The sequence below is a fragment of the Bacillus sp. FSL K6-1218 genome, assembly GCF_038006445.1.
Lineage (GTDB): Bacteria > Bacillota > Bacilli > Bacillales > Bacillaceae_G > Bacillus_A > Bacillus_A thuringiensis_S.
In genome coordinates this window covers 124,481-150,000 of the sequence record NZ_JBBOVE010000001.1, presented here as the reverse complement: position 1 = coordinate 150,000, position 25,520 = coordinate 124,481, and the positions used below count along the sequence as shown (strand labels likewise).

The following is a 25,520-nucleotide window of genomic DNA, read 5'->3' as shown; positions in this document are numbered from 1 at the left end:
CTTGATACTCTTAAAGAAAGACAAATTAAGAATGCAACCTTCTTCCTTTCTGCTGCATGGGCTGAAAGACACCCCGATATTGTAGAGCGCATCATGAAAGATGGACACGAAATTGGTAGTATGGGTTACAATTACACATCTTATACTTCTCTAGAGACGAATGAAATAAGAAGAGACCTTTTACGAGCACAAGATGTTTTTACAAAACTTGGGGTAAAACAAGTCAAGCTGTTACGTCCACCTAGTGGCGAATTTAACAAGGCAACCCTTAAAATTGCAGAATCACTTGGATACACCGTTGTGCATTGGAGTAACAATTCAAACGATTGGAAAAACCCAGGTGTAAATCACATCGTTTCCACCGTCTCTAATAATTTGAAAGGTGGAGATATTGTCTTATTACACGCATCCGATTCTGCCCTTCAAACAAATAGAGCTTTACCGCTGCTCCTGCAAAAATTAAAAAGTGATGGATATGAGCAAATATCCGTATCACAACTTATTTCCAACACAAGTACGAAAAGTGAAGATGTGAAATAGCTTCGTCCCTACTACTCTTCACGTATAAAAAGCTCTACTACCTTTCAAGAAGGTGGTAGAGCTTTTTTAATCACACCATTTCCAGTAATATAACTGCTGGTGTATAAAACCTCTCTCTATTAAGCAGATTTACTCGTTTTTCCGATTAAACGATGTAATACAAGTAATTGATATGCATTACATAACAATAGCGGTATAACCATTAAATATAACCAATCTGTATCATTAATCCGAAGCGCCGGTACCCATTCAAGAATCGTTACAACTACCATAAAGAACAGAGCTGGCACAAATGCTTTTTTATTTGTTTCTTTACTTTTTACATAAGCAACAATTGCTCCAAGCACAAATAAAATTCCAGCAACAAGTATGTTATTCCCCAATGAGATTTCCCCATTTGCAATAAGTACAGATCTTAAATACACAAAATCAAATAATACGAATGCAATAAAGAAGAGCTGGACTGCATTCCATAAAGACGATGAGCGAAACATCCCTAGTCCAAAACGATGGATTGTTAAATATGCAAAGAATCCCATTTGACTTATAACGCTAAAAATAAATCCTACACCCATCAACCAGAAAGATACCGCTAAAATCTCTTTAACGTCGAAATTTTGAAAAAATTCATTATACCTGTCCCACTCCAAAACAAAACCAATAATAACTGTGCTAATCCCACCAAGAAACAACGTCGTTAAAAATAGTCGTACCCACTTGCGGCTATTCACAACACATCCCCCATTATCCTTATATTTCTAATTAAATTGTATCAATGACAATTTCAAAAAGCTAGCCATGTTCATGTATAAATTCCTTAAAGATATTTATATTAAAAAGAGAGAACTGTGCTGAAAGGAGTTCCAACTTATGAAACGGATACTATTCATTTTCGTTTCTTCTTTTCTACTTATCGCACTTGTAGCATGCGCACAAGGAAAAGAAACGAAATCCGAACTAGATTACGATCAAACAAAGAAAATGATTGTTGATATTTTAAAAACAGATCAAGGTAAGAAAGCTATTCAAGATGTATTAACTGATGAAAAAATGAAACAAGCACTCATACTAGATGAAACAGTAGTAAAGAAAACGATTGAAGATGCAATGGTATCCGATAAAGGGCAACAATTCTGGGAAAAGCTCTTTAAAGATCCTGAGTTCTCATCGAAGTTCGCTAAAAGTATGGGGAAAGAACAAACTCAATTAATGAAAACCTTATTAAAAGACCCTGAATACCAAGCAGGCGTTATAGAAATCATGAAAAATCCTGAAGTAGAAAAAATGATGTTACAAACAATGAAGAGCAAAGAATACCGTCAATATCTACAACAAGTACTAACAGAAACTGCTGAAAGTCCACTCTTCCAATCCAAGATGATTGATATCATTAGTAAAGGTGTACAAAAGGCTGAAAAAGGTGGATCTGATAAGAAAGAAGCAGGCGGTGACGGTGGTTCTCAAGGCGAGAAGAAGGAAGAACAGTGAGAATAATAACTATAATAACGAGTGGACAATTTATACATTGTCCACTCGTTATTACTTTATCTTGCTATTAACAGACAAAATGGCCCCTCTAGTTAAGCGAAAGGTTTACTAGCAACAAAACCCTTATTGTTGCCAGTAACAGATGAACCCCACTGATTAAAGTTTCATTTTATTTTTGTATAACAGCTGTTTTATCAATTACTGCTTCAGCTATTTTACTATAAATAATGCCGGTTGTATGTGTATCTTCATATACTGAAGGAGCAAAGTCTTCTTTATTCCAATCAGGTTGTTGCAGCGGAATACGACCAAGAACATTTGTTTGCAGTTCGGTAGCCAACTTATCTCCCCCGCCTCTTCCAAATACATATTCTTTCTCACCAGTTACCTTACTTTCAAAATATGCCATGTTCTCAACAACACCGAGAATACTATGTTCAGTGCGTAATGCCATCGCTCCAGCACGCGCTGCTACAAACGCAGCTGTTGGATGAGGCGTCGTTACAATAATCTCTTTGCAAGATGGCAACATTGAGTGCACATCTAACGCAACATCACCTGTTCCTGGTGGTAAATCTAGTACTAAATAATCTAAATCGCCCCATTCCACTTCTGTGAAGAAGTGGTTTAACATTTTCCCAAGCATAGGTCCTCTCCAAATAACTGGTGCATTATCCTCTACAAAGAAGCCCATTGAGATTACCTTTACACCTAAACGTTCCACCGGAATTATCTTGTCACCTCTTACAATGGGACGTTTTTCTATCCCCATCATGTCTGGCACACTAAAACCGTAAATGTCCGCATCAATAATACCAACTTTTTTTCCTAAACGAGCTAAAGCAACTGCAAGGTTAACGGAAACGGTTGATTTCCCCACACCACCTTTTCCACTCGCTACTGCTAAGAATGTCGTTTTTGAATTTGGTGACAATAAAGATTCACTTTGCTCTGCTTCTTGTTCTGGTGCAAACTGAGCTAATTCCTCTTCTGTAAATTCTGCAAAACGAAGTCCAACTGTTGCTGCCCCAAGCTCTTTTACTAACTTTACAATTCCAGACTGCAACTGCATTTGTTCCGCTGTACCAGTTTTTACGATTGCAATTTTGACACTCACATGTTCCTTCTCAGGCTTGACTGTTACCTCTTTAATTGCACTTGTTTCTTTTAATGTTTTATGTAAAAACGGATCTACAATCCCTTCTAACGCTTCAACCACTTGTTCTTTCGTTACCATAATTAGCCCAGCCCCCTGTATGAAAAATAACGTAATGTTAATTGAATTCATCTTTGCTTATTCTTCAAATAAATGCGTTTACATTTCCAGTATAACATATTTTCCGAAAACTTCGTTAACGAGAGAAACTCAAAAAAATCCTCCTTATTCTGGAGGATTTCCTTTTTCCGTGAAATAACGCAATATACCACGGTATATTGCAGCTGCTACCTTCTGTTGATATTTCTCCGAATTTAACATATACCTTTCGTTCACATTCGATAAAAAGCCAGCTTCAATTAAAGCACCTGGTGTTTTCGCATACTTCAATAAGTATACGTGAGAGATTGTTTTAGCAGAACGATTCGTATTTTCTAAACTCGTTCTCAATTCAGCCTGTATAAATTTCGCAGCACGTTCATTTTCAATTGAAGAGCGATAGTAGAATGTTTGTGCGCCTTTCGATCCACTACTAGTTAAAGCATTTAAATGAATGCTTGCAAAAAAGTCTATATCTGGTTTATTGATGATTTCTACACGTTTTTTTAAATCCTCCGCTTTACGTCTACTATATGACTTTGTATCTTTGTTAGCTAAATCATAATCTCCCTCACGCGTTAAAATAACTAGTGCACCTTGTTCTTGTAAATAGTCTTGTACCTTTTTTGTAATTTCAAGCGTAATATCCTTTTCTATAATATCCTTTCCACCAACAGCCCCTCCATCTGGTCCACCATGCCCAGCATCTAATACGATTACTTTCCCTGATAAGGGTAAATTCCAAGCTCGCCACGATTTTGTAATTTGAAATTCTTGTTTGACTAAAAAAAACAAAACAACCGCAGCGAGTGCAAAAGAGATAATTCGAATTCTCTTCATACCTTTCCTCCTCCAGCTAGTCCCTCTAATTACTTATATGGGACAAGAGGAAAGTTTATGCTTGTCTTAATGAAGCTTTAATCGATATCTTCTTTCACCTTTTTCATACCCTTCTTGCCACCACAATCCTATAAACTGCTGACAAGATTCAAAAAGTAATTCCTCATCTTTCAACTTTATTTCTCGCATAGTCATACTCGTTAAAAATTGAAATAGCGTTTCAGTTAATTGTTGTTCTTCTTCTAAAGCTCTATATTTCACATCAAAGAACGATTCACCATAATAACCAAATTTACTATATCTCGCTCCTAATAAATAAGATTCTATCCCTAATTCAATACAGTAATCTTCATACTGACGATGAAGCTCTTGCATTTGAAAGGCATCACGTATATTTGAACGCAATGTTTTTAATGATAATTCCCGCAACATCTTCCGCTCGTATTTTAACTGCTTTTCTTTTTGTTTTTCTCGTAAGCTGACAATGACATTCATAGTACTTATAAACCTCCCTAATACGTATTAGTCTAAACTTCTAAAGAAGAAGCATACGCGCGGCGGTAGCACTAAAATATTCCAAGCTATAAAAATCACAAAAGAGGAATGAAACATAAAAAAACCCCAACCAAAATGGTTGGGGTTTGTAGTTCGCAAAAATTAACGTTTTGAGAACTGAGGTGCACGACGTGCGCCTTTAAGACCGTATTTTTTACGCTCTTTCATACGTGCGTCACGAGTTAATAGACCTGCACGTTTTAGTGTTAGACGGTATTCTGGATCAGCTTTTAATAAAGCGCGAGAAATACCGTGACGAATAGCACCAGCTTGACCAGTGTATCCACCACCATTTACGTTTACAAGTACATCGTAGTTACCTAAAGTTTCTGTTGCAACTAGAGGTTGTTTCACTACTTCACGTAATGCAGCAAATGGGATATAGTTTTCAAAATCACGACCGTTAATGATAACGCGTCCTTCGCCTGGAACTAGGCGTACGCGCGCTACTGAACTCTTACGACGTCCAGTGCCATAGTATTGAACCTGTGCCAAAGTAAGCCCTCCTTTAATTAATTATCCGCGAAGTTCGTAAACTTCTGGTTTTTGTGCTTGGTGTGGATGCTCTGCTCCAGCATACACGTTTAGTTTCTTAGAAACTTGACGGCCTAAGCGTCCTTTTGGAAGCATGCCTTTAATTGCAAGCTCTAACATTTGTACAGGGTAGTTTGTACGCATTTCAAGAGCTGTTCTTTGCTTAAGTCCACCTGGGTGGTTAGTGTGACGGTAGTAAATTTTATCGTTTAATTTATTACCTGTTAAATGAATTTTCTCAGCGTTAATAATAATTACATGATCACCCGTGTCAACGTGTGGTGTAAATGTAGGTTTGTTTTTACCACGTAAAATGGATGCTACTTCACTAGCAAGGCGACCTAAAGTTTGACCTTCAGCATCAACCACATACCATTTACGCTCAACTTCGTTAGCTTTTGCCATAAAAGTCGTACGCATGTGTTTCCCTCCTCGTTATCTTTTCCATAGAAAAAATCTATTGTTTATCTTAAACACGATTTCCTTCCGGGGCTAATCGTGGTTTTAGAAACAATACCATATGTTATGATATACTTTTGAGTTTCTAATGTCAAGCAAATGTTACACCAGGATTAGTTGTTATAGTTTACCTCCCATAGGTAAAGCCCATGACCTGGAGCCATCTTTCCAGCAAACTGACGATTTTGTTTCGCTAAAATCTCTGGAATGCTATTAGGATCAAGCTTTCCTTGCCCTACGCTAAGTAACGTCCCAACAATAATTCTGACCATATTATATAAAAATCCATTACCAACAAAACGAAAAATTAATTCATCATCTTGCTCAATTAACTCGATTTCATAAATTGTTCGCACTTTATCTTTTTTGTCAGTTTTTGCCGAACAAAAAGAAGTGAAATCATGCGTTCCAATAAAATAGGGAATTGCTTTTCTTATAGAATTGATTTCGAGCTGATATGGATATTGATATACGTAATTTCTACGGAATACATCCGCAGTCTTTGATAATGATACACGATAACGATATTCTTTTTTCTCAACACCGTAACGTGCATGAAATTCTTCTGTTTTTTTCTCTACTCGCCTAATAACAATATCATCTGGCAACATTGTATTTAAAGCGTTATTCCATTGCCACTCCTCAAGAGACAAAGGAGTATCAAAGTGTATTACTTGCCCTTTTGCATGAACCGTAGAATCTGTTCTACCAGACGCCTGAACACGAACAAGTTCTCCCTTATGCAATTTCTGTAATGCTTTTTCTATCTCCTGTTGAACAGTACGATGCTTCGGCTGAATTTGATAACCACAAAAATGCATACCATCATATGCAACCGTACATTTTATTCTATCCATTTCTCTATTCTCCATTACGATCGCACCCATGCCAAAATACAAGCTAAACAAAATAAGCTTACAATCGTTACTGTATCGCTTGTTTTCCAGCGTAGTTGCCTAAATTTAGTACGTCCTTCACCACTTTGATATCCACGAGCTTCCATCGCAATAGCTAAGTCCTCTGCACGCTTAAAAGCACTGATAAACAGAGGAACGAGCAGTGAGATAATAGCTTTCATTCTATCTTTTATCGGTCCACCAGCGAAATCAATACCACGTGATGCTTGTGCTTTCATTATTTTACTTGTTTCATCCATTAATGTCGGGATAAAACGAAGAGAAATTGACATCATTAATGCGATTTCATGAACAGGAACCTTTATACGCTTCAATGGCTTTAATAACGTCTCCAAACCATCTGTAATTTCAATAGGTGTCGTCGTTAACGTTAATAATGTCGTCATTAAAATAATAACGAAGAACCGTACAGAAATGTATATCCCTTGCTCTAATCCTTTTTCATGTATCGAAAACCAACCAAGCTGGAGTAGTACATCCCCCTCTTTATTTGTAAAAATATGCAGGAAAAATGTAAAAAGAAAAATCCATAAAATCGGTTTTAAGCCCGAAAGTACATAACGAATCGGCACTTTTGCAAAAAATAAAGCAATGAGTGCATATAAAAATAAAAATCCATATGAAATCGCATTATTTGCTAAGAAAACAACAAATACATATAAAAAGACAATCAGCAGCTTCGTACGTGGATCAAGTTGATGAATAAGTGAATTCCCCGGGATATATCTCCCAATAATCAACTGCTGCATGATTCATGACCACCTTTTCGTAACACCTGCACAACTTCATGAGTAAGATCCTCTAAAGATAAGGTAGCCTTTGGAATTGAAATACCAAACTTCTCTTCAATTGCACGTTTATACTTTAATGACATAGGAAGATCCACACCAATTTTCTCTAGTTCATCAGCATGTGAAAATACTTCCTCTGCACTTCCTTGCAAAAAGACCGTTCCTTTATGCATAACTACAATCTGTTCCGCATACTGAGCAGCATCCTCCATATTATGCGTTACAAGGATAACTGTAAGCCCCTTCTCCTTATGCAACTTATAAAACATCTGCATAAGTTCGTTCTGCCCTTTTGGATCTAGACCTGCTGTAGGTTCATCTAATACAAGCACTTCAGGTTCCATTGCCAGTACACCCGCTATAGCAACACGTCTCATTTGTCCACCACTTAATTCGAACGGAGAACGTGTTAACAGTTCTGGTTCTAGCCCTACAAGTTCTATTGCCTCTCTAGCCTTTTGCTTCGCTTCATCTCCAGATACCCCGAAATTAGTAGGTCCAAAGCAAATATCTTTCTCCACAGTTTCTTCAAACAACTGATGTTCTGGGAATTGAAAGACAACCCCTACTTTTTTACGTAGTGGCTTTAGCTTTTTTTCTTTCTTTCCTGCCGAAATCAAATGTTCACCAATTTGAACTGTACCATTTGTCGGCTGCAATAAACCATTTAAATGTTGAATCATCGTCGACTTGCCTGAACCAGTATGACCGATAATGGCATAATAGCCCCCACTTGGAAACGACACGTCTACATCATAAAGTGCGCGTCTTTCAAATGGAGTTTTATATTGATAACGATGTTCTACTTTTTGGAATGTAATCTCCAAAGTTCGTTCACCAAGCTTTCCATTGTAAGATGCGTATTTTGCAAAAGAATTTCATTTCTTTTTAATAATTCTGCTATTTTCACCGAAAACGGTACATCTAAGCCAATTTCTTGGAGCGTATGAGAGGACTTGAAAATTTTCTCTGGAGTCCCTTCCTCTAATATTTCTCCCTTATTTAAAATAATGACACGATCCGACTGTGCCGCTTCTTCTAAATCGTGCGTAATTGATAACACGGTAATACCTTTTTGATTAACAAGTTGTCTAACCGTTTCTACTACTTCACGTCTTCCTTGAGGATCTAACATTGACGTTGCTTCATCTAATATTAAAATAGATGGCTGAAGTGCTAAAACGCCTGCTATTGCCACTCGCTGTTTTTGCCCACCAGATAAGGAATGAGGCTCATCATTAAGAAAATCTTCCATACGGACAAGTCGTAAGGCCTGTTCTAATCTTTCAATCATTTGTTCTCTTGGCATTCCGATATTCTCTAAGCCAAATACAACATCATCTTGCACTGTTGTTCCAACAAATTGATTATCTGGATTTTGAAATACCATTCCAATTTGTTTTCGAACATCCCATACCGTTTCCTCTGATAAAACCATTGTATCATTCACTGTAATAGTCCCTGCTTCCGGCAAAAACAAACCATTCAATAATTTTGCAAGTGTAGACTTTCCTGAACCGTTTTGTCCAATAATAGATACCCATTCTCCCTCATATAAGGAAAATGAAACATCTTTTAATGCATACGTGGCTGCCCCAGGATATTGAAATGATATATTTCTTATCCGAAGTTTCTCTTTTTTCAATAGAAGGCACCCTTTCCTTCGCCAAGCTCGCCTATTTTTATATTTAAAAAAAAGGGCCATGACCAGTTTCTTGAAAAGAACTGTCCTGCCCTTTTAATTATCATTATACTAACTCGATAATTACCATTGGTGCTGCGTCTCCGCGACGTGGACCAATTTTTGCAATACGAGTGTATCCGCCTTGGCGCTCAGCATAGCGTGGAGCTACATCAGCGAATAATTTTTGAAGTGCATCTTGACCAGTCTCAGCGTTAGCTACTTCATTGCGAATGAAAGCTGCTGCTTGACGACGAGCATGAAGATCTCCGCGTTTACCTAAAGTGATCATTTTTTCCACTACAGAACGAAGTTCTTTTGCACGAGTTTCTGTCGTTTGGATGCGCTCGTTGATAATTAAATCAGTAGCTAAGTCACGTAACATAGCTTTACGTTGCGCACTTGTACGGCCTAATTTTCTGTATGCCATTCGTAGTTCCCTCCTTTGTTCATGGGTTTAAATCCTCAGTCGTCTTTACGTAAACCTAAACCTAATTCCTCAAGTTTATGTTTAACTTCTTCTAAGGATTTACGTCCTAAGTTACGAACTTTCATCATATCTTCTTCTGTTTTGTTCGCAAGCTCTTGTACAGTATTAATTCCTGCACGTTTTAGGCAATTATAAGAACGAACAGAAAGGTCTAGTTCTTCGATAGTCATCTCAAGAACTTTCTCTTTTTGATCTTCTTCCTTCTCGACCATAATCTCAGCATTTTGTGCTTCATCAGTTAAACCAACAAAGATATTTAAATGCTCAGTTAATATTTTGGCACCTAAAGAGATAGCTTCTTTTGGCCCGATGCTTCCATCCGTCCATACATCAAGCGTAAGCTTATCATAATTAGCCACTTGTCCGACACGTGTCTTTTCCACTTGGTAAGTCACACGTGATACTGGAGTATAAATAGAATCAATAGGAATTACTCCTATTGGTTGATCTTCGCTTTTATTTGCATCAGCTGGCGTATACCCACGGCCACGCTTTGCAGTTAAACGCACGCGGAAATGCGCATCTTTTGCTAACGTTGCAATGTGTAAATCTGGATTTAAGATTTCTACATCACTATCGTGAGTAATATCAGCAGCTGTGACAATACCTTCGCCCTGCACATCAATTTCCAACGTCTTCTCTTCTTCAGAGTAGATTTTAAGAGCTAACTTTTTCAAGTTTAAGATGATCGTCGTAACGTCTTCTACTACGCCCTCAACTGTTGAAAATTCATGTAATACGCCATCGATTTGGATAGCAGTAACAGCGGCACCAGGGAGTGAGGATAAAAGAATACGACGTAAGGAGTTACCCAAAGTAGTACCATATCCACGCTCAAGCGGTTCAATTACGAATTTACCATATTTAGCATCTTCGTTAAGTTCAACCGTTTCGATTTTCGGCTTTTCGATTTCAATCATTAACTAAACCCTCCTTCAAAACGTCGAAACCCCGGTTAAACAAAGGTATAACCCCTGTCTAACCGAAAGTCCCCCTTAGGCAGTTCCCGATTGTGCACAACAAGCGATGTTTCTGTACGAAATTTCTCGATAATGCATCATATCCATTATAGACAAAAGGGAAAATTCTATACAGAAAAATTACACACGACGACGTTTTGGCGGACGACATCCATTATGAGGAACTGGAGTAACATCTCTAATTGCTGTTACTTCTAGACCTGCAGCTTGAAGAGCACGAATTGCAGCTTCACGACCAGCACCAGGACCTTTAACAGTAACCTCTAAAGTTTTTAAACCGTGCTCCATTGCAACTTTAGCAGCAGCTTCAGCAGCCATTTGCGCAGCGAATGGAGTAGATTTACGAGATCCACGGAAACCAAGTGCACCAGCACTAGACCAAGAAAGTGCGTTACCGTGAGTATCTGTAAGTGTTACGATTGTGTTGTTGAAAGTAGAACGAATATGAGCTATACCAGCTTCGATATTCTTTTTCACACGTTTTTTACGAGTGTTTGTTTTACGTGCCATTGTTAGTTCAACCTCCTTTACTTATTATTTCTTTTTATTTGCTACTGTACGACGTGGACCTTTACGTGTACGAGCATTGTTTTTAGAATTTTGACCACGAACTGGTAAACCACGACGGTGACGAAGACCACGGTAAGAACCGATCTCCATTAGACGTTTAATGTTAAGAGATACTTCACGACGAAGGTCTCCCTCAACTTTAATACGATCGATAACATCACGGATACGTCCTAATTCGTCTTCCGTTAAATCACGAACTCGTGTTTCTGAAGAAATACCAGCTTCAGTAAGAATTTTTTCAGCAGTTGTGCGACCAATGCCGAATACGTAAGTTAAAGAAATAACAACGCGTTTGTCTCGAGGAATATCTACACCTGCGATACGTGCCATTCTGAATGCACCTCCTTCTGATTAACCTTGTTTTTGTTTATGTTTAGGGTTTTCACAAATAACCATTACTTTTCCACGTCTACGAATAACTTTACATTTTTCGCAGATTGGTTTAACTGACGGTCTTACTTTCATGTCTCGAACCTCCTTAAAGATTACGGAGTGCTATATTATTTAAAACGGTACGTAATACGACCACGATTTAAATCGTACGGAGATAATTCTACCGTAACTTTGTCTCCTGGTAAAATACGAATGAAGTTCATACGGATTTTACCAGAAACGTGAGCCAATACGACATGCCCATTCTCTAATTCTACTTTGAACATAGCATTTGGCAACGTTTCAAGAACGGTACCTTCGACTTCAATTACATCATCTTTAGCCATTCAATAGTTCTCCCTTCTTCAAATCAGTAACATTTTACACTGCTCTGAAATCCCGGAGAGCCAGCTACTTATAAAGTGGTAAGGATTTCGTATCCTGCTTCTGTAAGAGCAATCGTGTGCTCAAAATGGGCACACCATTTACCATCTACCGTTACCACTGTCCAGTCATCAGATAGTGTTTTTACATATCGTCTTCCTTGATTCACCATCGGCTCAACACAGATGACCATTCCCGGCTTTAATCTAGGGCCTCTATTTGGTGGACCATAGTGCGGGATTTGAGGGTCCTCATGTAAGTCTTGCCCGATTCCGTGACCAACATACTCCCTAACGATCGAGAATCCATTCTCTTCAGCATGGGTTTGAACCGCATGTGAGATATTTGATAATCTCTCGCCTGGTTTTACTTGTTCTAGACCAAGATACAACGATTTTTCTGTGACATCAAGTAGCTTTTGAACAGATTCAGAAATGTTTCCAACTGGATACGTCCATGCAGAATCTCCATGGTACCCATTGTATTTCGCACCAATATCGATACTGATGATATCGCCCTCTTTGAGCTTGCGCTTTCCTGGAATTCCGTGTACAAGCTCTTCATTTACAGAAGCACATATGCTCCCCGGAAATCCGTTGTATCCTTTAAAAGATGGCGTAGCACCATATTTTTGAATCGTCTTTTCCGCTATTTGATCGAGCTCTTTCGTTGTAATTCCTGGAGTAATGTGCTGTTTCAACTCTTGATGAGTTAAAGCAACGATTCTGCCAGCTTCTCGCATGATTTCTATCTCGCGAGGAGTTTTGCAGATGATCATTACGCTAAGCCTCCGATGAGAACATCGATATCAGCAAATACTTTATTGATATCTTGCTCACCATTAATGCTTTTTAAGTAACCAAGCTCGTCGTAGAAATCAAGCAAAGGTTTTGTTTGCCTAATATTTACATCTAAACGATTTGCTACAGTTTCTTCATTGTCATCAGAGCGTTGGTATAATTCGCCACCACATTTATCGCACACATCAGCTTTTGCTGGTGGATTGAATTCTAAGTGGTAAGTCGCACCGCACTCTTTACAAATGCGACGGCCTGTAAGGCGTTTTAATAACAATCCTGAATCCACATTAATGTTTAAAACATAGTCGATTTTTTTGCCAAGATCTTTCATAATCTCTTCAAGAGCTGATGCTTGTGCAACAGTTCGTGGGAAACCGTCTAGTAAGAAACCTCTTACGCAGTCTTCTTGACTTAAACGTTCACGAACAATTCCGATTGTAACTTCATCTGGAACAAGTGCACCTTTATCAATAAAAGATTTTGCTTGTAGACCCATTTCAGTTTCAGCCTTCATAGCTGCACGGAACATATCTCCTGTTGAAATGTGAGGGATGTTATACTTGGCTACAATCTGTTCGGCTTGTGTACCTTTACCAGCACCAGGAAGCCCCATTAAAATTAAGTTCATCCTTGTTCCCCCTCAGTACATGAGCATGTAGGGAAGATAGTTCTTCCCACTTACTCACTGCTTGATAAACCCTTTGTAATGGCGTTTTACCAGTTGGCTTTCTAGCTGCTTCATTGTTTCTAAAGCAACGCCGACAACGATTAACATACTCGTTCCACCAATCTGTGCAGATGGAGGAAGATTTCCCAATTTCGTAAAGATAACTGGTAAGATTGCAATCGCTGCTAGGAAAATTGATCCTACAAAGGTCAAACGATACAAGATTTTTGTTAGATATTGTTCTGTATTCTTACCCGGACGAATACCTGGAACATATCCACCTTGCTTGTTTAGATTCTCTGACATTTGCTCTGGATTAACCTGAACAAATGCATAGAAATATGTGAAGGCTACAATGAGCGCAACATATATGATCATTCCCACTGGGTGAGAATAGTTAAAGTTTGCAATAATCCACTGCGATACATCATGTTTCGGGAAGAACTGTGCAATAGTTGGAGGCGTAATTAAGAATGAAACAGCAAAAATGACTGGAATAACACCCGCACTATTTACCTTAAGCGGTAAATGTGTGTTTTGTGCTCCAGCATGATTCCCATTCCCTCCTGTTACACGCTTCGCATATTGAATTGGGATCTTTCTAACAGCTTGTTGAATGAAAATAACACCAACAATAACTGCTAGCACAGCTAGTAAAATCAATGCAACTTTAACGATACTCATGAACAATTGATCTCCGATATTTTGAAACTGTTGTTGATACACTTGAGATATAACACTTGGGATCGCTGCAGCAATACCGCCAAAGATAAGGATGGAAATACCATTACCTACACCTTTAGCTGTAATCTGTTCGCCTAACCACATTAAAAATGCAGTACCAGCAGTCAGTACCGTAGCAATGTATAAATAAGTGCTCCAACCAGGATTCAAAATTAATTGCCCACCTACCATACCGTTAAAACCGATTGACATACCAAACCCCTGAATAAACGCAAGAACAATTGTAAAGTAACGCGTGAATTGCGTTAGTTTACGACGGCCCATTTCACCTTGCTTCGACCATTCCGAAAATTTAGGAACAACATCCATCTGCAATAATTGCACGATGATGGATGCTGTAATATACGGCATGATTCCCATCGCAAAGATGGAGAAGTTTTTCAAGGCGCCACCGCCAAATGTATTTAGAATACCTAAAGCATTTAATTGGTCTTGTGCTTTCAGTACGTCTCCATTTGTAAATGGCACTGGGATAAACGTGCCAATCCTGAATACGATTAACATCGCTAAAGTGAATAATATTTTACGTCTTATCTCAGCAACGCGCATAAAGTTGGAGATTGTACGAAACATTAGATCACCTCAACTGATCCGCCAGCTGCTTCAATTGCTTCTTTAGCACTTGAAGAGAACTTGTGCGCTTTAACAGTTAGTTTTTTCTCTACTGCTCCGCTTGCAAGAATTTTAACACCGTCGTTTAACTTGCTGATAACGCCAGTTTCCAGCAATAATTCAGGTGTTACTTCTGTACCATCTTCAAAACGATTTAACGTTGATAAGTTTACAATAGTAAACTCTTTACGGTTAATGTTTGTGAAGCCGCGTTTTGGTAAACGACGGAATAATGGAGTTTGACCACCTTCGAAGCCAAGACGAACACCGCCACCAGAACGTGCGTTTTGTCCTTTATGACCTTTACCAGCAGTTTTACCGTTACCAGAACCGATACCACGACCGACACGGTTACGTACTTTACGAGAACCTTCTGCAGGTTTTAATTCATGAAGTTTCATTCCCAGGCACCTCCTTATATTAATGAGTTATCCTTAAGCTTCTTTTACAGTTAAAAGGTGAGAAACTTTGTTGATCATACCAAGAATAGCAGGAGTTTCTTCCTTAACTACAGTTGAATTCAACTTTTTAAGACCTAAAGCTTCTACCGTCGCACGTTGATCTTGTGGACGACCAATTACACTACGAGTGAGGGTAATTTCTAACTTTTTCGCCATTTGTTTTCCCTCCTTAACCTAGTAGCTCTTCTACAGATTTACCGCGTAATTTTGCAACATCTTCAGCGCGCTTAAGTTCGCTTAATCCGTTCACAGTAGCGCGAATCATGTTGATTGGTGTGTTAGAACCAAGAGATTTCGAAAGAATGTCTTGTACACCAGCTAATTCAAGAACCGCACGAACAGGTCCACCAGCAATAACACCAGTACCCTCAGCAGCAGGTTTTAAGAATACTTCACCAGCTCCAAAGTGACCGTTGATTGTGTGTGGAATTGTTGTACCAACTAATGGTACAGCGATTAAATTTTTCTTAGCGTCTTCGATAGCTTTGCGAATTGCGTCTGGTACCTCTTGTGCTTTACCAGTACCGAATCCAACATGACCGTTTTTATCGCCAACTACAACTAGTGCAGCAAAGCGGAAACGACGACCACCCTTAACAACTTTCGCGACACGATTTATCGTAACTACACGTTCTTCAAGTTCTAATTTACTTGGGTCAATGCGATGCATCAATTTTCCCTCCTTTGACCATTAAAATTGTAATCCAGCCTCACGAGCAGCTTCAGCTAGAGCTTTAACACGGCCATGGTATAAGTAACCACCGCGATCAAATACTACTTCTTTAACGCCTTTCTCTACAGCACGCTTAGCAACTGATTCTCCAACTTTCGTAGCAGCTTCAGTATTGCTAGTACCGTTAAGAGCAAGGTCTTTATCAAGAGTAGATGCACTTACTAACGTTACACCATTCACATCATCAATAACTTGAGCGTAAATATGTTGGTTAGAACGGAACACGTTTAAACGTGGACGCTCTGCAGTACCAGTAAGTTTAGCACGTACACGTGCATGTCTTTTCTTACGAGTCGCATTTTTATCAGCTTTAGTGATCATTTTCTTGTCACTCCTTTCTCTCACCTAACGGGTTTACTTAGCAGTTTTACCTTCTTTACGACGAACAACTTCGCCTTCGTAACGAATACCTTTACCTTTGTAAGGCTCAGGAGCACGTACAGCACGGATGTTAGCAGCAAATTCGCCAACACGTTGCTTGTCGATACCTTTAATTACGATTTTAGTTGGTGCAGGTACTTCAACTTCAAGACCTGCTTCCGGAGTCATTTCTACTGGATGAGAATAACCTACGCTTAAAACAAGTTTATCTCCTTGTTTTTGAGCACGGTAACCAACACCGACTAATTCAAGTCCGCGTGCGAAACCTGCAGTTACACCTTCAACCATGTTTCCGATTAAAGCACGAGTTGTACCGTGTAATGCACGGTGTTCCTTCTGTTCAGATGGACGCTCAACTGTTAGTGTATTTTCTTCAATTTTGATAGACATATCAGCATTGAATTTACGAGTTAATTCACCTTTAGGGCCTTTTACTGTTACAGTATTGTCTTCTGCAATTGTAATAGTAACACCTGCAGGGATTTCAAGAATCTTTTTACCAATACGAGACATGTGGTCACACCTCCGTTCGTTTTAAATATATATTACCAAACGTATGCTACTACTTCTCCACCAGTTTGTAATTGACGAGCGTCTTTGTCTGTCATTACTCCCTTAGATGTAGAAACAAGAGCGATACCTAATCCGTTAAGTACACGTGGTACTTCGTCAGCTTTAGCGTAAACGCGTAAGCCAGGTTTACTGATACGTTTTAATCCAGTGATTACACGTTCATTGTTTGCACCATATTTCAGGAAAATACGAAGGATACCTTGTTTGTTATCCTCGATGTATTCTACATCACGAATGAAACCTTCACGTTTTAAAAGTTCAGCGATCTCTTTTTTGATTTTAGAAGCAGGAACCTCTAATTTCTCATGACGTACCATATTCGCATTACGGATGCGAGTAAGCATGTCTGCAATTGGATCTGTCATCACCATGTGTTTTACCTCCTTCCCATTTGTGGGTTTTACCAACTAGCTTTTTTAACACCAGGAATTTGACCTTTATATGCAAGTTCACGGAAACAAATACGGCAAAGTTTAAATTTGCGGTATACAGAATGCGGACGACCGCAGCGTTCGCAACGTGTATACTCTTGTACTTTAAACTTAGGAGTACGCTTTTGTTTCGCTATCATAGATTTTTTAGCCACGTTTTCGCCTCCTCTACTTAGCGTTGGCTTCCATTATTTTTGGAATGGCATACCGAATTGTGTTAAAAGTTCACGAGCTTCTTCATCAGTTTTCGCTGTAGTAACGATTACGATGTCCATACCGCGTACTTTGCTTACTTTATCATAATCAATCTCAGGGAAGATAAGTTGCTCTTTAACACCTAATGTGTAGTTCCCACGACCATCGAATGATTTCTTAGAAACACCACGGAAATCACGTACACGTGGTAAAGAAACCGATACTAATTTGTCGAAGAACTCATACATTTGCTCGCCGCGTAAAGTTACTTTCGCACCGATTGGCATACCTTCACGAAGACGGAAACCAGCGATTGATTTTTTAGCACGAGTTACAACAGGTTTTTGACCTGCGATTTGTGTTAATTCTTCTACTGCATTGTCTAAAGCTTTTGAGTTAGATACCGCGTCACCAACACCAGTGTTGATTACGATCTTTTCGATTTTCGGTACTTCCATCACAGATTTATAGTTAAACTTGCTCACTAGAGCAGGAGTAATTTCCTTTTGGAACTTCTCTTTAAGGCGATTCAATGAAGTGACCTCCTTTCTTAAGAAAATTATTTATCTAATAATTCACCAGATTTTTTTGCAATACGAACTTTTTTACCATCTTCTACTTTGAAGCCTACGCGAGTAGGTTCACCTGTTTTCGGATCTAAAATCATAACGTTAGAAACGTGAATAGGTGCTTCTTTAGTAATAATTCCACCTTGTGGATTTAATTGAGATGGCTTAGAGTGTTTTTTAACGATGTTAACACCCTCAACGATAACACGGTTTTGCTTTGGGAAAGCCACAAGGATAACGCCTTGTTTTCCTTTGTCTTTACCAGTGATTACCTGTACTTTATCACCTTTTTTTACATGCATCTTAATTCTGCACCTCCTTAGCAAGGCAATACCTTAAATTATAGAACTTCTGGAGCTAAAGAAACGATCTTCATGAAGTTGCTATCACGTAATTCACGAGCTACTGGTCCGAAGATACGAGTACCACGTGGGCTCTTATCGTCTTTAATGATAACCGCTGCGTTTTCATCAAATTTGATGTAAGAACCGTCCGGACGACGAGCTCCGCTCTTCGTACGTACTACTACTGCTTTAACAACGTCACCTTTTTTAACAACGCCACCTGGTGTTGCTTGTTTTACCGTAGCAACGATAATGTCACCAATGTTAGCATATTTACGACCAGAGCCGCCTAATACTTTAATTGTTAAAAGTTCACGTGCACCAGAGTTGTCAGCAACTTTCAAACGAGATTCTTGTTGGATCATGTTATGAAACCTCCCTTCGGACTAAAAATTCCGATTCGTCTATTTAGATAATAACCGCTTCTTCAACGATTTCAACTAAACGGAAACGCTTAGTAGCAGAAAGCGGGCGAGTTTCCATGATTTTAACGATATCGCCAAGTTTCGCTTGGTTTTGCTCATCATGGGCTTTGTACTTCTTAGAATACTTAACACGTTTTCCGTACAAGGAATGAGTTTTGTAAGTTTCAACTAAAACTGTAATCGTTTTGTCCATTTTGTCAGACACTACACGACCAGTATAAACTTTGCGTTGGTTACGTTCGCTCACTATGCAAACCTCCCCTCAATTTATCGATTAATTCCGATCTCTCTTTCACGAACTACAGTTTTCATACGAGCAATTGCTTTACGCACTTCACGAATGCGAGTTGGATTCTCTAATTGTCCTGTAGCAAGTTGGAAGCGAAGATTAAACAACTCTTCCTTTAAAGCTTTAACTTTTGTTTCGATTTCGGCAGTGGTTAATTCACGAATATCATTAGTTTTCATTAGATTCACCACCATTTTCTTCACGTTTTACGAATTTACATTTCACAGGTAACTTGTGAGCTGCAAGACGTAATGCTTCGCGTGCTACCTCTTCAGATACACCCGCGATTTCGAACATAATTTTCCCAGGTTTTACTACTGCTACCCAGCCTTCTGGTGCCCCTTTACCGGAACCCATACGTACTTCTAGAGGTTTTGCAGTGTAAGGTTTAGAAGGGAAAATTTTAATCCATACTTTACCGCCACGTTTCATGTAACGAGTCATTGCACGACGAGCAGCTTCGATTTGACGGTTTGTAATCCATGAAGCAGCTTGTGCTTGTAAACCGAATTCACCGAAAGCAATTTCAGTTCCACCTTTAGCACGACCACGCATTTTACCACGATGCTCTCTACGATATTTTACGCGTTTTGGCATTAACATATTATTTTCCTCCTTCCTCAGAAGCTTTCTTTTTTGTAGGAAGGACTTCTCCACGGTAGATCCATACTTTTACGCCTAATTTACCGTATGTTGTATCAGCTTCAACTGCTGCATAGTCAATATCAGCGCGAAGTGTATGAAGTGGAACAGTTCCTTCACTGTAAGATTCTGCACGAGCGATATCAGCTCCGCCAAGACGACCAGAAACCTGTGTTTTAATACCTTTAGCACCTGCACGCATAGCACGTTGAATAACTTGCTTTTGTGCACGACGGAATGATACACGGTTTTCTAATTGACGAGCGATGTTTTCGCCTACTAATTTAGCGTTAAGATCAGCTCTCTTAACTTCTAAAATGTTGATGTGTACACGCTTGCCTGTTAATTGGTTAAGAGCTTTACGAAGTGCTTCAACTTCAGTACCACCTTTACCAATTACCATACCAGGTTTTGCAGTGTGAATTGTAACATTTACACGATTTGCTGCACGTTCGATTTCTACTTTAGCAACAGCAGAATCTTTTAAGCGTACATTAATGTACTCACGGATTTTGATGTCTTCATGTAATAATGTAGCGTAATCTTTCTCAGCGAACCAACGAGATTCCCAGTCACGGATAACACCGACACGAAGACCAATTGGATTAACCTTTTGACCCATCGATTATCCCTCCTTCTTTTCTGATACCACAACTGTGATGTGGCTTGTGCGTTTGTTAATTTGGCTTGCACGACCCATTGCACGTGGACGGAAACGTTTCAACGTTGGACCTTCGTCAACGAAGACTTTTTCAACAACTAGGTTGTTAATGTCCATCTCATAATTGTGCTCTGCATTTGCGATTGCAGATTTTAAAACTTTTTCTACAACTGGAGAAGCAGTTTTTGGTGTGTGGTTAAGGATAGCAATCGCTTCACCCACTTGCTTACCTCGGATTAAGTCTACTACTAAACGAACTTTACGAGGAGCAATACGAACTGTTCTCGCTACTGCTTTAGCTTGCATTGAAGTGCCTCCTCTCATTATCTTCTAGTTTTCTTATCGTCAGCAAGGTGACCTTTATACGTACGAGTTGGTGCGAATTCACCTAACTTATGGCCAACCATATCCTCAGTGATGTACACAGGTACGTGTTTACGACCATCATATACAGCGATTGTGTGTCCGATGAACTGAGGGAAGATTGTTGAACGGCGAGACCAAGTTTTAACAACTTGTTTTTGCTCAGATGCAACTAATTTTTCCATTTTGCTCATTAAGTGATCATCGACAAATGGTCCTTTTTTTAAGCTACGAGCCATTTTGGTGCCTCCCTTCGTGATTGGCGTACGGTTCTAGAAATGAACCGTACTACAATCCCATTATTTTTTACGACGACGAACGATAAATTTGTCAGACGCTTTGTTTTTCTTACGAGTCTTGAATCCAAGAGTTGGTTTACCCCATGGAGACATTGGAGACTTACGTCCGATTGGAGAACGACCTTCACCACCACCGTGTGGGTGATCAACCGGGTTCATTACAGAACCACGAACTGTTGGGCGTTTACCTAACCAGCGAGAGCGACCTGCTTTACCGATTTTGATAAGTTCATGTTGTTCGTTACCTACTTGACCGATTGAAGCGCGACAAGCAGATAATACAAGACGTACTTCACCAGAAGTTAAACGTACAAGTACGTATTTACCTTCTTTACCAAGTACTTGAGCAGATGTACCAGCAGAACGAACTAATTGTCCGCCACGACCAGGCTTAAGCTCGATGTTATGAACAACAGTACCTACTGGAATGTTGATTAATGGTAATGCGTTACCGATTTTGATGTCAGCTTCTGGGCCAGACATAACTTCCATACCTACTTCTAAAGATTTAGGAGCAAGAATGTAACGTTTTTCACCGTCAACGTAGTTAATTAATGCGATATTCGCAGAGCGGTTTGGATCGTATTCGATCGTAGCAACGCGTCCTGGAATTCCATCTTTGTTACGCTTAAAGTCGATGATACGGTATTGACGCTTATGTCCGCCACCTTGATGACGTACAGTAATTTTACCTTGGTTATTACGACCAGCCTTCTTGCTTAAAGGAGCAAGTAAAGACTTTTCGGGTCTGTCAGTCGTGATTTCAGCGAAATCATTCGTAGTCATATTACGACGACCGTTAGTAGTTGGATTATACTTTTTAATTCCCATCTCAATTTCCCTCCTTCTTTAGTAAGAATTAAACGCCTTGGAAGATTTCGATTTCTTTGCTGTCAGCAGTTAGCTTAACGATTGCTTTACGACGACGGCTAGTAAAACCAGCGTGACGACCAACGCGTTTTGCTTTCGGCTTGTAGTTCATGATGTTCACTTTTTCTACTTTAACACCAAAGATCGCTTCAAGAGCATCTTTAACTTCTGTTTTATTAGATTTAACGTCCACATCGAACGTGTATTTTTTTTCAGCCATCATTTCCATAGAACGTTCAGTGATAACTGGGCGCTTAATGATATCACGAGGATCTCTCATTATGCAAGCACCTCCTCTACTTTTTCCACTGCCGCTTTTGTCATGATTAGCTTATCATGATGAAGCACGTCTAAAACGTTTACGCCATCAGCAGTGATTACTGTTACTCCAGGGATATTGCGAGCAGATAACTCTACAGATTCGTTTGCATCAGCAGTTACGATAAGAGCTTTCTTCTCAACAGTTAATCCTTTAAGTACTGCTAGCATGTCTTTTGTTTTTGGTGCATTTAATACTAGGTCTTCAAGAACTACAATGTTGTTCTCAACTACTTTAGTAGCTAATGCAGATTTAATTGCTAAACGACGAACCTTCTTAGGAAGTTTGTACGCATAGCTTCTTGGTGTAGGTCCGAATACCGTACCACCACCACGCCATTGAGGAGAACGGATAGACCCTTGACGAGCACGTCCAGTTCCTTTTTGACGCCATGGTTTACGACCACCACCGCGAACTTCAGAACGAGTTTTTACTTTGTGTGTACCTTGACGTAAAGATGCACGTTGCATCATTACAGCTTCGAAAAGTACAGCTTCATTTGGTTCGATACCGAAAATAGCTTCAGCTAATTCGATTTCACCAACCTGTGAACCAGTTTGGTTATATACAGTAACTTTTGGCATTGGAATTCCTCCTTCCTATTGTGAATTATTTGCTAACCTTCACAGCGCCTTGAACAACTACAAGAGATTTCTTAGCACCTGGAACGTTACCTTTTACTAGTAATAAGTTGCGCTCAGTGTCAACTTGAACGATTTCTAAGTTTTGGATAGTAACTTGGTCTCCACCCATACGTCCAGCAAGTTTTTTGCCTTTGAATACACGGTTCGGAGCAACTGGGCCCATTGAACCTGGACGACGGTGATAGCGAGAACCATGAGACATAGGTCCGCGAGATTGTCCGTGGCGTTTGATAACACCTTGGAAACCTTTACCTTTAGAAATTCCTGTTACGTCAACGATTTCACCTGCAGCGAAAACTTCAACTTTTACCTCTTGACCAACCTCTAATCCGTCCACGTCTGCATCGCGGATTTCGCGAATGAAGCGCTTAGGAGTTGTAGATGCTTTAGCAGTGTGGCCTTGTTCAGGTTTGTTAGTTAACTTTTCACGTTTATCTTCAAATCCTAACTGGATTGCATTGTAGCCATCAGTTTCAGTTGTTTTCTTTTGAAGAACAACGTTTGGATTAGCAGCGATAACTGTTACTGGGATTAACTCACCGTTCTCAGCAAATACTTGAGTCATACCGATCTTTCTTCCTAAGATTCCTTTGGTCATGAGTTACACCTCCTACATTTTTAAGTTATATAATTTATAGTTTAATTTCGATATCTACACCAGACGGTAAGTCTAAACGCATTAATGAATCTACTGTTTGTGGAGTAGGACTCACGATATCGATTAAACGCTTGTGTGTGCGCATTTCGAATTGCTCACGAGAATCTTTGTACTTATGAACAGCACGAAGAATTGTGTAAATAGTCTTCTCAGTTGGTAATGGGATCGGACCAGAAACTGTTGCCCCAGAACGCTTAGCTGTTTCTACAATTTTCTCAGCTGATTGATCAAGAATACGGTGATCATAAGCTTTTAAACGGATACGAATTTTTTCTTTTGCCATTATTTTCCCTCCTTCGTTCGCCTATTTCTAAAATAGACCTTCTCCATGGAAATTTCCCCACACCATGCCATGGCAAAGCGGCCGGGTGTGTCAGCAACCTTCCACTTCATCGCAGTCAAAGACCAACATTGTCTATTATACAATGTTATTCGTCTAGATGCAAGCATCTTTTTGTTTGCATCTGCTTTTCTCTACTTTTGCTATTATACATGGCACTTTAAAGAATTTCAAGTTTTCATCTACTAGAATTCATTTTACAGTTTTTGGGTTTCGTTTTAATGTTTTTATATACTATAGAAGAAACTCGTCAAAACACAAAGATATCATCCTATTCATTATATAAACACAAACAAACCCCCCAAGGGGAAATCCCTTGGGGGGTTTTTATATCAGTTAAGATTACTCAACGATAGTAGCAACTACACCGTAACCTACTGTACGTCCACCTTCACGAATAGAGAATTTAGTTCCCTCTTCGATAGCGATTGGAGCGATAAGTTCGATAGTCATTTCGATGTTGTCACCAGGCATTACCATTTCAGTACCTTCTGGTAATTGGATGATACCAGTTACGTCAGTTGTACGGAAGTAGAACTGAGGACGGTAGTTAGCGAAGAATGGAGTGTGACGTCCACCTTCTTCTTTAGATAATACGAAAACTTCAGCTTTGAATTTAGCGTGTGCTTTTACAGAGCCAGTTTTAGCAAGAACTTGTCCACGTTGGATGTCTTCACGAGCAACCCCACGAAGAAGAGCACCGATGTTGTCTCCAGCTTGAGCTTGGTCAAGAAGTTTACGGAACATTTCTACACCAGTTACAGTTGTAGAAGCATTCTCTTCAGCAAGACCGATGATTTCTACTACGTCACCAACTTTAACGATTCCGCGCTCTACACGACCAGTTGCAACTGTACCACGACCTGTGATAGAGAATACATCCTCGATAGGCATTAAGAATGGTTTGTCAGTTTCACGTTCTGGAGTTGGGATGTAAGCATCAACTTCAGTCATTAATTCAATGATTTTTGCTTCCCAATCAGCTTCTCCTTGAAGAGCTTTAAGAGCAGAACCTTTGATTACAGGAATGTCGTCGCCTGGGAATCCGTATTCAGATAATAGGTCACGAACTTCCATTTCTACTAATTCTAATAACTCTTCGTCGTCTACCATGTCGCATTTGTTTAAGAATACAACGATGTAAGGAACACCTACTTGACGAGAAAGAAGGATGTGCTCACGTGTTTGAGGCATTGGGCCATCAGCAGCAGATACTACTAAGATACCGCCGTCCATTTGAGCAGCACCAGTGATCATGTTTTTAACATAGTCAGCGTGACCTGGGCAGTCAACGTGTGCATAGTGACGAGTTTCAGTTTCGTACTCAACGTGTGCAGTTGAGATTGTGATTCCGCGCTCTCTTTCTTCTGGAGCAGCGTCGATTTGATCGTATCCGCGTGCTTCAGCACCACCAGCTTTTGCAAGAACTGTAGTGATCGCAGCAGTTAATGTAGTTTTACCATGGTCAACGTGGCCGATTGTACCGATGTTAACATGGGGTTTAGAACGTTCGAATTTAGCTTTAGCCATTCTAAATTCCTCCTTAGTTTATATAGGTTATTTTATATTTAGACTAGAAAGTGAAACTTACGTCCCACTTTCTAAGCTTACATAAGTAGTTATACTCGAACAATTGATAAAAAT

At 39.5% G+C, this 25,520-nt stretch carries 43 protein-coding genes (1 of these 43 cut by a window edge); 2 read left to right on the top strand and 41 right to left on the bottom strand.

Features of this window, described 5'->3' with window-relative positions:
- On the top strand, positions 1–540 hold the 3' portion of the coding sequence (gene pdaB, locus MHI26_RS00870) for a polysaccharide deacetylase family sporulation protein PdaB (RefSeq protein ID WP_000464717.1). Its footprint begins 225 nt before the window's first position; 540 of the gene's 765 nt are visible here — the last part of the coding sequence; its start codon lies beyond the left edge, outside the window; the stop codon is at positions 538–540.
- Positions 541–659: 119 nt separating this feature from the next.
- On the opposite strand, the gene kbaA is transcribed toward pdaB, so the two are convergent.
- Positions 660–1,271 (bottom strand): KinB signaling pathway activation protein KbaA, encoded by a 612-nt coding sequence (gene kbaA / locus MHI26_RS00865; protein WP_001088532.1) that lies wholly within the window; start codon positions 1,269–1,271, stop codon positions 660–662.
- Between the two features lie 139 nt (positions 1,272–1,410).
- Between kbaA and gerD the strand changes: the two genes are divergently transcribed.
- Positions 1,411–2,028: a spore germination lipoprotein GerD gene (gene gerD / locus MHI26_RS00860; protein ID WP_000821601.1), complete on the top strand. Its 618-nt coding sequence runs from the start codon at positions 1,411–1,413 to the stop codon at positions 2,026–2,028.
- A 169-nt stretch (positions 2,029–2,197) separates the two neighbouring features.
- Here gerD and MHI26_RS00855 read toward each other — a convergent pair whose 3' ends face one another.
- The 40 genes from MHI26_RS00855 to tuf form a co-directional block, all read right to left on the bottom strand.
- The gene (locus MHI26_RS00855) at positions 2,198–3,265 is read right to left on the bottom strand and encodes an Mrp/NBP35 family ATP-binding protein (protein ID WP_061666937.1); all 1,068 of its coding nucleotides are present in this window, start codon (positions 3,263–3,265) and stop codon (positions 2,198–2,200) included.
- Positions 3,266–3,409: 144 nt separating this feature from the next.
- Entirely contained in the window at positions 3,410–4,123 is a 714-nt protein-coding gene (cwlD, locus tag MHI26_RS00850; protein WP_000822437.1) for an N-acetylmuramoyl-L-alanine amidase CwlD, read from the bottom strand.
- A gap of 66 nt (positions 4,124–4,189) precedes the next feature.
- The gene (locus MHI26_RS00845) at positions 4,190–4,618 is read right to left on the bottom strand and encodes a DUF2521 family protein (RefSeq protein ID WP_001101008.1); all 429 of its coding nucleotides are present in this window, start codon (positions 4,616–4,618) and stop codon (positions 4,190–4,192) included.
- A 162-nt stretch (positions 4,619–4,780) separates the two neighbouring features.
- Complete coding sequence (gene rpsI / locus MHI26_RS00840) at positions 4,781–5,173, bottom strand: 30S ribosomal protein S9 (protein ID WP_000079986.1); 393 nt, start codon at positions 5,171–5,173, stop codon at positions 4,781–4,783.
- Between the two features lie 21 nt (positions 5,174–5,194).
- Positions 5,195–5,632, bottom strand: a complete 438-nt coding sequence (gene rplM, locus MHI26_RS00835) for a 50S ribosomal protein L13 (protein ID WP_001260793.1) — start codon at positions 5,630–5,632, stop codon at positions 5,195–5,197.
- Positions 5,633–5,784: 152 nt separating this feature from the next.
- Positions 5,785–6,528 carry a tRNA pseudouridine(38-40) synthase TruA gene (truA, locus tag MHI26_RS00830; RefSeq protein WP_061666938.1) on the bottom strand — a complete coding sequence of 248 codons (744 nt, stop codon included), beginning with the start codon at positions 6,526–6,528 and terminating at the stop codon, positions 5,785–5,787.
- 14 nt (positions 6,529–6,542) lie between these two features.
- On the bottom strand, positions 6,543–7,337 hold the full coding sequence (locus MHI26_RS00825) for an energy-coupling factor transporter transmembrane component T family protein (RefSeq protein ID WP_001186530.1): 795 nt from the start codon (positions 7,335–7,337) through the stop codon (positions 6,543–6,545).
- Complete coding sequence (locus MHI26_RS00820; RefSeq protein WP_000406529.1) at positions 7,325–8,206, bottom strand: energy-coupling factor ABC transporter ATP-binding protein; 882 nt, start codon at positions 8,204–8,206, stop codon at positions 7,325–7,327. The genes MHI26_RS00825 and MHI26_RS00820 overlap by 13 nt, the downstream gene beginning before the upstream one ends.
- Entirely contained in the window at positions 8,182–9,024 is an 843-nt protein-coding gene (locus MHI26_RS00815; protein WP_000711766.1) for an energy-coupling factor ABC transporter ATP-binding protein, read from the bottom strand. Before MHI26_RS00815 ends, MHI26_RS00820 begins: the two co-directional genes overlap by 25 nt.
- Before the next feature lie 103 nt (positions 9,025–9,127).
- On the bottom strand, positions 9,128–9,490 hold the full coding sequence (gene rplQ, locus MHI26_RS00810) for a 50S ribosomal protein L17 (protein ID WP_000331490.1): 363 nt from the start codon (positions 9,488–9,490) through the stop codon (positions 9,128–9,130).
- A gap of 35 nt (positions 9,491–9,525) precedes the next feature.
- Positions 9,526–10,470: a DNA-directed RNA polymerase subunit alpha gene (locus MHI26_RS00805; protein ID WP_000569643.1), complete on the bottom strand. Its 945-nt coding sequence runs from the start codon at positions 10,468–10,470 to the stop codon at positions 9,526–9,528.
- Positions 10,471–10,650: 180 nt separating this feature from the next.
- Positions 10,651–11,040 carry a 30S ribosomal protein S11 gene (rpsK, locus tag MHI26_RS00800; RefSeq protein WP_000101797.1) on the bottom strand — a complete coding sequence of 130 codons (390 nt, stop codon included), beginning with the start codon at positions 11,038–11,040 and terminating at the stop codon, positions 10,651–10,653.
- 24 nt (positions 11,041–11,064) lie between these two features.
- The gene (gene rpsM / locus MHI26_RS00795; RefSeq protein WP_000090792.1) at positions 11,065–11,430 is read right to left on the bottom strand and encodes a 30S ribosomal protein S13; all 366 of its coding nucleotides are present in this window, start codon (positions 11,428–11,430) and stop codon (positions 11,065–11,067) included.
- Between the two features lie 21 nt (positions 11,431–11,451).
- On the bottom strand, positions 11,452–11,565 hold the full coding sequence (gene rpmJ, locus MHI26_RS00790; protein WP_000868344.1) for a 50S ribosomal protein L36: 114 nt from the start codon (positions 11,563–11,565) through the stop codon (positions 11,452–11,454).
- A gap of 35 nt (positions 11,566–11,600) precedes the next feature.
- Positions 11,601–11,819 (bottom strand): translation initiation factor IF-1, encoded by a 219-nt coding sequence (infA, locus tag MHI26_RS00785; RefSeq protein WP_001029884.1) that lies wholly within the window; start codon positions 11,817–11,819, stop codon positions 11,601–11,603.
- A gap of 68 nt (positions 11,820–11,887) precedes the next feature.
- A complete protein-coding gene (gene map, locus MHI26_RS00780) occupies positions 11,888–12,634 on the bottom strand; it encodes a type I methionyl aminopeptidase (protein ID WP_000582539.1) in 747 nt (248 codons plus the stop codon).
- Complete coding sequence (locus MHI26_RS00775) at positions 12,634–13,284, bottom strand: adenylate kinase (protein ID WP_061666936.1); 651 nt, start codon at positions 13,282–13,284, stop codon at positions 12,634–12,636. Before MHI26_RS00775 ends, map begins: the two co-directional genes overlap by 1 nt.
- Before the next feature lie 54 nt (positions 13,285–13,338).
- Entirely contained in the window at positions 13,339–14,640 is a 1,302-nt protein-coding gene (gene secY, locus MHI26_RS00770; protein WP_000490118.1) for a preprotein translocase subunit SecY, read from the bottom strand.
- Positions 14,640–15,080 carry a 50S ribosomal protein L15 gene (gene rplO, locus MHI26_RS00765; protein WP_000766083.1) on the bottom strand — a complete coding sequence of 147 codons (441 nt, stop codon included), beginning with the start codon at positions 15,078–15,080 and terminating at the stop codon, positions 14,640–14,642. The genes secY and rplO overlap by 1 nt, the downstream gene beginning before the upstream one ends.
- Before the next feature lie 33 nt (positions 15,081–15,113).
- Positions 15,114–15,296 (bottom strand): 50S ribosomal protein L30, encoded by a 183-nt coding sequence (rpmD, locus tag MHI26_RS00760; RefSeq protein ID WP_001085233.1) that lies wholly within the window; start codon positions 15,294–15,296, stop codon positions 15,114–15,116.
- A gap of 13 nt (positions 15,297–15,309) precedes the next feature.
- A complete protein-coding gene (gene rpsE / locus MHI26_RS00755; protein ID WP_000554646.1) occupies positions 15,310–15,810 on the bottom strand; it encodes a 30S ribosomal protein S5 in 501 nt (166 codons plus the stop codon).
- Positions 15,811–15,831: 21 nt separating this feature from the next.
- Entirely contained in the window at positions 15,832–16,194 is a 363-nt protein-coding gene (rplR, locus tag MHI26_RS00750) for a 50S ribosomal protein L18 (RefSeq protein WP_000628818.1), read from the bottom strand.
- A 33-nt stretch (positions 16,195–16,227) separates the two neighbouring features.
- Entirely contained in the window at positions 16,228–16,767 is a 540-nt protein-coding gene (gene rplF / locus MHI26_RS00745; protein ID WP_000086551.1) for a 50S ribosomal protein L6, read from the bottom strand.
- Positions 16,768–16,799: 32 nt separating this feature from the next.
- Positions 16,800–17,198: a 30S ribosomal protein S8 gene (gene rpsH / locus MHI26_RS00740; protein ID WP_000245511.1), complete on the bottom strand. Its 399-nt coding sequence runs from the start codon at positions 17,196–17,198 to the stop codon at positions 16,800–16,802.
- Between the two features lie 29 nt (positions 17,199–17,227).
- On the bottom strand, positions 17,228–17,413 hold the full coding sequence (rpsN, locus tag MHI26_RS00735) for a 30S ribosomal protein S14 (RefSeq protein ID WP_001085700.1): 186 nt from the start codon (positions 17,411–17,413) through the stop codon (positions 17,228–17,230).
- A 33-nt stretch (positions 17,414–17,446) separates the two neighbouring features.
- Positions 17,447–17,986 (bottom strand): 50S ribosomal protein L5, encoded by a 540-nt coding sequence (gene rplE / locus MHI26_RS00730; RefSeq protein WP_001080829.1) that lies wholly within the window; start codon positions 17,984–17,986, stop codon positions 17,447–17,449.
- 26 nt (positions 17,987–18,012) lie between these two features.
- A complete protein-coding gene (rplX, locus tag MHI26_RS00725) occupies positions 18,013–18,324 on the bottom strand; it encodes a 50S ribosomal protein L24 (RefSeq protein ID WP_000558200.1) in 312 nt (103 codons plus the stop codon).
- A 38-nt stretch (positions 18,325–18,362) separates the two neighbouring features.
- The gene (gene rplN, locus MHI26_RS00720; protein WP_000615912.1) at positions 18,363–18,731 is read right to left on the bottom strand and encodes a 50S ribosomal protein L14; all 369 of its coding nucleotides are present in this window, start codon (positions 18,729–18,731) and stop codon (positions 18,363–18,365) included.
- Positions 18,732–18,774: 43 nt separating this feature from the next.
- The gene (rpsQ, locus tag MHI26_RS00715) at positions 18,775–19,038 is read right to left on the bottom strand and encodes a 30S ribosomal protein S17 (RefSeq protein WP_000004106.1); all 264 of its coding nucleotides are present in this window, start codon (positions 19,036–19,038) and stop codon (positions 18,775–18,777) included.
- 20 nt (positions 19,039–19,058) lie between these two features.
- Positions 19,059–19,259: a 50S ribosomal protein L29 gene (gene rpmC, locus MHI26_RS00710; RefSeq protein WP_000855718.1), complete on the bottom strand. Its 201-nt coding sequence runs from the start codon at positions 19,257–19,259 to the stop codon at positions 19,059–19,061.
- Positions 19,249–19,683 carry a 50S ribosomal protein L16 gene (gene rplP, locus MHI26_RS00705; protein ID WP_000928969.1) on the bottom strand — a complete coding sequence of 145 codons (435 nt, stop codon included), beginning with the start codon at positions 19,681–19,683 and terminating at the stop codon, positions 19,249–19,251. The genes rpmC and rplP overlap by 11 nt, the downstream gene beginning before the upstream one ends.
- Before the next feature lies 1 nt (position 19,684).
- On the bottom strand, positions 19,685–20,344 hold the full coding sequence (gene rpsC, locus MHI26_RS00700) for a 30S ribosomal protein S3 (RefSeq protein WP_000529956.1): 660 nt from the start codon (positions 20,342–20,344) through the stop codon (positions 19,685–19,687).
- A 3-nt stretch (positions 20,345–20,347) separates the two neighbouring features.
- Entirely contained in the window at positions 20,348–20,689 is a 342-nt protein-coding gene (rplV, locus tag MHI26_RS00695; RefSeq protein ID WP_001148024.1) for a 50S ribosomal protein L22, read from the bottom strand.
- Between the two features lie 17 nt (positions 20,690–20,706).
- Positions 20,707–20,985 (bottom strand): 30S ribosomal protein S19, encoded by a 279-nt coding sequence (gene rpsS, locus MHI26_RS00690; protein WP_000124454.1) that lies wholly within the window; start codon positions 20,983–20,985, stop codon positions 20,707–20,709.
- Positions 20,986–21,045: 60 nt separating this feature from the next.
- Positions 21,046–21,876 (bottom strand): 50S ribosomal protein L2, encoded by an 831-nt coding sequence (gene rplB, locus MHI26_RS00685; RefSeq protein WP_000511583.1) that lies wholly within the window; start codon positions 21,874–21,876, stop codon positions 21,046–21,048.
- Between the two features lie 28 nt (positions 21,877–21,904).
- Positions 21,905–22,195, bottom strand: coding sequence for a 50S ribosomal protein L23 (gene rplW, locus MHI26_RS00680; RefSeq protein WP_001205558.1), 291 nt, complete (start codon positions 22,193–22,195; stop codon positions 21,905–21,907).
- The gene (gene rplD, locus MHI26_RS00675; protein ID WP_001127258.1) at positions 22,195–22,818 is read right to left on the bottom strand and encodes a 50S ribosomal protein L4; all 624 of its coding nucleotides are present in this window, start codon (positions 22,816–22,818) and stop codon (positions 22,195–22,197) included. Before rplD ends, rplW begins: the two co-directional genes overlap by 1 nt.
- A 25-nt stretch (positions 22,819–22,843) precedes the next feature.
- Positions 22,844–23,476 (bottom strand): 50S ribosomal protein L3, encoded by a 633-nt coding sequence (rplC, locus tag MHI26_RS00670; protein WP_000160209.1) that lies wholly within the window; start codon positions 23,474–23,476, stop codon positions 22,844–22,846.
- A gap of 34 nt (positions 23,477–23,510) precedes the next feature.
- Positions 23,511–23,819 carry a 30S ribosomal protein S10 gene (gene rpsJ, locus MHI26_RS00665; RefSeq protein WP_001040595.1) on the bottom strand — a complete coding sequence of 103 codons (309 nt, stop codon included), beginning with the start codon at positions 23,817–23,819 and terminating at the stop codon, positions 23,511–23,513.
- Positions 23,820–24,218: 399 nt separating this feature from the next.
- Positions 24,219–25,406: an elongation factor Tu gene (gene tuf / locus MHI26_RS00660; protein WP_001029617.1), complete on the bottom strand. Its 1,188-nt coding sequence runs from the start codon at positions 25,404–25,406 to the stop codon at positions 24,219–24,221.
- Positions 25,407–25,520 lie beyond the last annotated feature (114 nt).

Excerpts from the sequence above, each read along its gene's own strand:
- gerD (WP_000821601.1), top strand. The coding sequence starts at position 1,411 with ATGAAACGGATACTATTCATTTTCGTTTCTTCTTTTCTACTTATCGCA.
- MHI26_RS00855 (WP_061666937.1), bottom strand. The coding sequence starts at position 3,265 with ATGGTAACGAAAGAACAAGTGGTTGAAGCGTTAGAAGGGATTGTAGAT.
- cwlD (WP_000822437.1), bottom strand. The coding sequence starts at position 4,123 with ATGAAGAGAATTCGAATTATCTCTTTTGCACTCGCTGCGGTTGTTTTG.
- MHI26_RS00845 (WP_001101008.1), bottom strand. The coding sequence starts at position 4,618 with ATGAATGTCATTGTCAGCTTACGAGAAAAACAAAAAGAAAAGCAGTTA.
- rplM (WP_001260793.1), bottom strand. The coding sequence starts at position 5,632 with ATGCGTACGACTTTTATGGCAAAAGCTAACGAAGTTGAGCGTAAATGG.
- truA (WP_061666938.1), bottom strand. The coding sequence starts at position 6,528 with ATGGATAGAATAAAATGTACGGTTGCATATGATGGTATGCATTTTTGT.
- MHI26_RS00825 (WP_001186530.1), bottom strand. The coding sequence starts at position 7,337 with ATGCAGCAGTTGATTATTGGGAGATATATCCCGGGGAATTCACTTATT.
- rplQ (WP_000331490.1), bottom strand. The coding sequence starts at position 9,490 with ATGGCATACAGAAAATTAGGCCGTACAAGTGCGCAACGTAAAGCTATG.
- MHI26_RS00805 (WP_000569643.1), bottom strand. The coding sequence starts at position 10,470 with ATGATTGAAATCGAAAAGCCGAAAATCGAAACGGTTGAACTTAACGAA.
- rpsK (WP_000101797.1), bottom strand. The coding sequence starts at position 11,040 with ATGGCACGTAAAACAAACACTCGTAAAAAACGTGTGAAAAAGAATATC.
- rpsM (WP_000090792.1), bottom strand. The coding sequence starts at position 11,430 with ATGGCACGTATCGCAGGTGTAGATATTCCTCGAGACAAACGCGTTGTT.
- rpmJ (WP_000868344.1), bottom strand. The coding sequence starts at position 11,565 with ATGAAAGTAAGACCGTCAGTTAAACCAATCTGCGAAAAATGTAAAGTT.
- infA (WP_001029884.1), bottom strand. The coding sequence starts at position 11,819 with ATGGCTAAAGATGATGTAATTGAAGTCGAAGGTACCGTTCTTGAAACG.
- map (WP_000582539.1), bottom strand. The coding sequence starts at position 12,634 with ATGATCATCTGCAAAACTCCTCGCGAGATAGAAATCATGCGAGAAGCT.
- MHI26_RS00775 (WP_061666936.1), bottom strand. The coding sequence starts at position 13,284 with ATGAACTTAATTTTAATGGGGCTTCCTGGTGCTGGTAAAGGTACACAA.
- secY (WP_000490118.1), bottom strand. The coding sequence starts at position 14,640 with ATGTTTCGTACAATCTCCAACTTTATGCGCGTTGCTGAGATAAGACGT.
- rplO (WP_000766083.1), bottom strand. The coding sequence starts at position 15,080 with ATGAAACTTCATGAATTAAAACCTGCAGAAGGTTCTCGTAAAGTACGT.
- rpmD (WP_001085233.1), bottom strand. The coding sequence starts at position 15,296 with ATGGCGAAAAAGTTAGAAATTACCCTCACTCGTAGTGTAATTGGTCGT.
- rpsE (WP_000554646.1), bottom strand. The coding sequence starts at position 15,810 with ATGCATCGCATTGACCCAAGTAAATTAGAACTTGAAGAACGTGTAGTT.
- rplR (WP_000628818.1), bottom strand. The coding sequence starts at position 16,194 with ATGATCACTAAAGCTGATAAAAATGCGACTCGTAAGAAAAGACATGCA.
- rplF (WP_000086551.1), bottom strand. The coding sequence starts at position 16,767 with ATGTCTCGTATTGGTAAAAAGATTCTTGAAATCCCTGCAGGTGTTACT.
- rpsH (WP_000245511.1), bottom strand. The coding sequence starts at position 17,198 with ATGGTGATGACAGATCCAATTGCAGACATGCTTACTCGCATCCGTAAT.
- rplX (WP_000558200.1), bottom strand. The coding sequence starts at position 18,324 with ATGCATGTAAAAAAAGGTGATAAAGTACAGGTAATCACTGGTAAAGAC.
- rplN (WP_000615912.1), bottom strand. The coding sequence starts at position 18,731 with ATGATCCAACAAGAATCTCGTTTGAAAGTTGCTGACAACTCTGGTGCA.
- rpmC (WP_000855718.1), bottom strand. The coding sequence starts at position 19,259 with ATGAAAACTAATGATATTCGTGAATTAACCACTGCCGAAATCGAAACA.
- rplP (WP_000928969.1), bottom strand. The coding sequence starts at position 19,683 with ATGTTAATGCCAAAACGCGTAAAATATCGTAGAGAGCATCGTGGTAAA.
- rpsC (WP_000529956.1), bottom strand. The coding sequence starts at position 20,344 with ATGGGTCAAAAGGTTAATCCAATTGGTCTTCGTGTCGGTGTTATCCGT.
- rplV (WP_001148024.1), bottom strand. The coding sequence starts at position 20,689 with ATGCAAGCTAAAGCAGTAGCGAGAACAGTTCGTATTGCTCCTCGTAAA.
- rpsS (WP_000124454.1), bottom strand. The coding sequence starts at position 20,985 with ATGGCTCGTAGCTTAAAAAAAGGACCATTTGTCGATGATCACTTAATG.
- rplB (WP_000511583.1), bottom strand. The coding sequence starts at position 21,876 with ATGGGAATTAAAAAGTATAATCCAACTACTAACGGTCGTCGTAATATG.
- rplW (WP_001205558.1), bottom strand. The coding sequence starts at position 22,195 with ATGAGAGATCCTCGTGATATCATTAAGCGCCCAGTTATCACTGAACGT.
- rplD (WP_001127258.1), bottom strand. The coding sequence starts at position 22,818 with ATGCCAAAAGTTACTGTATATAACCAAACTGGTTCACAGGTTGGTGAA.
- rplC (WP_000160209.1), bottom strand. The coding sequence starts at position 23,476 with ATGACCAAAGGAATCTTAGGAAGAAAGATCGGTATGACTCAAGTATTT.
- rpsJ (WP_001040595.1), bottom strand. The coding sequence starts at position 23,819 with ATGGCAAAAGAAAAAATTCGTATCCGTTTAAAAGCTTATGATCACCGT.
- tuf (WP_001029617.1), bottom strand. The coding sequence starts at position 25,406 with ATGGCTAAAGCTAAATTCGAACGTTCTAAACCCCATGTTAACATCGGT.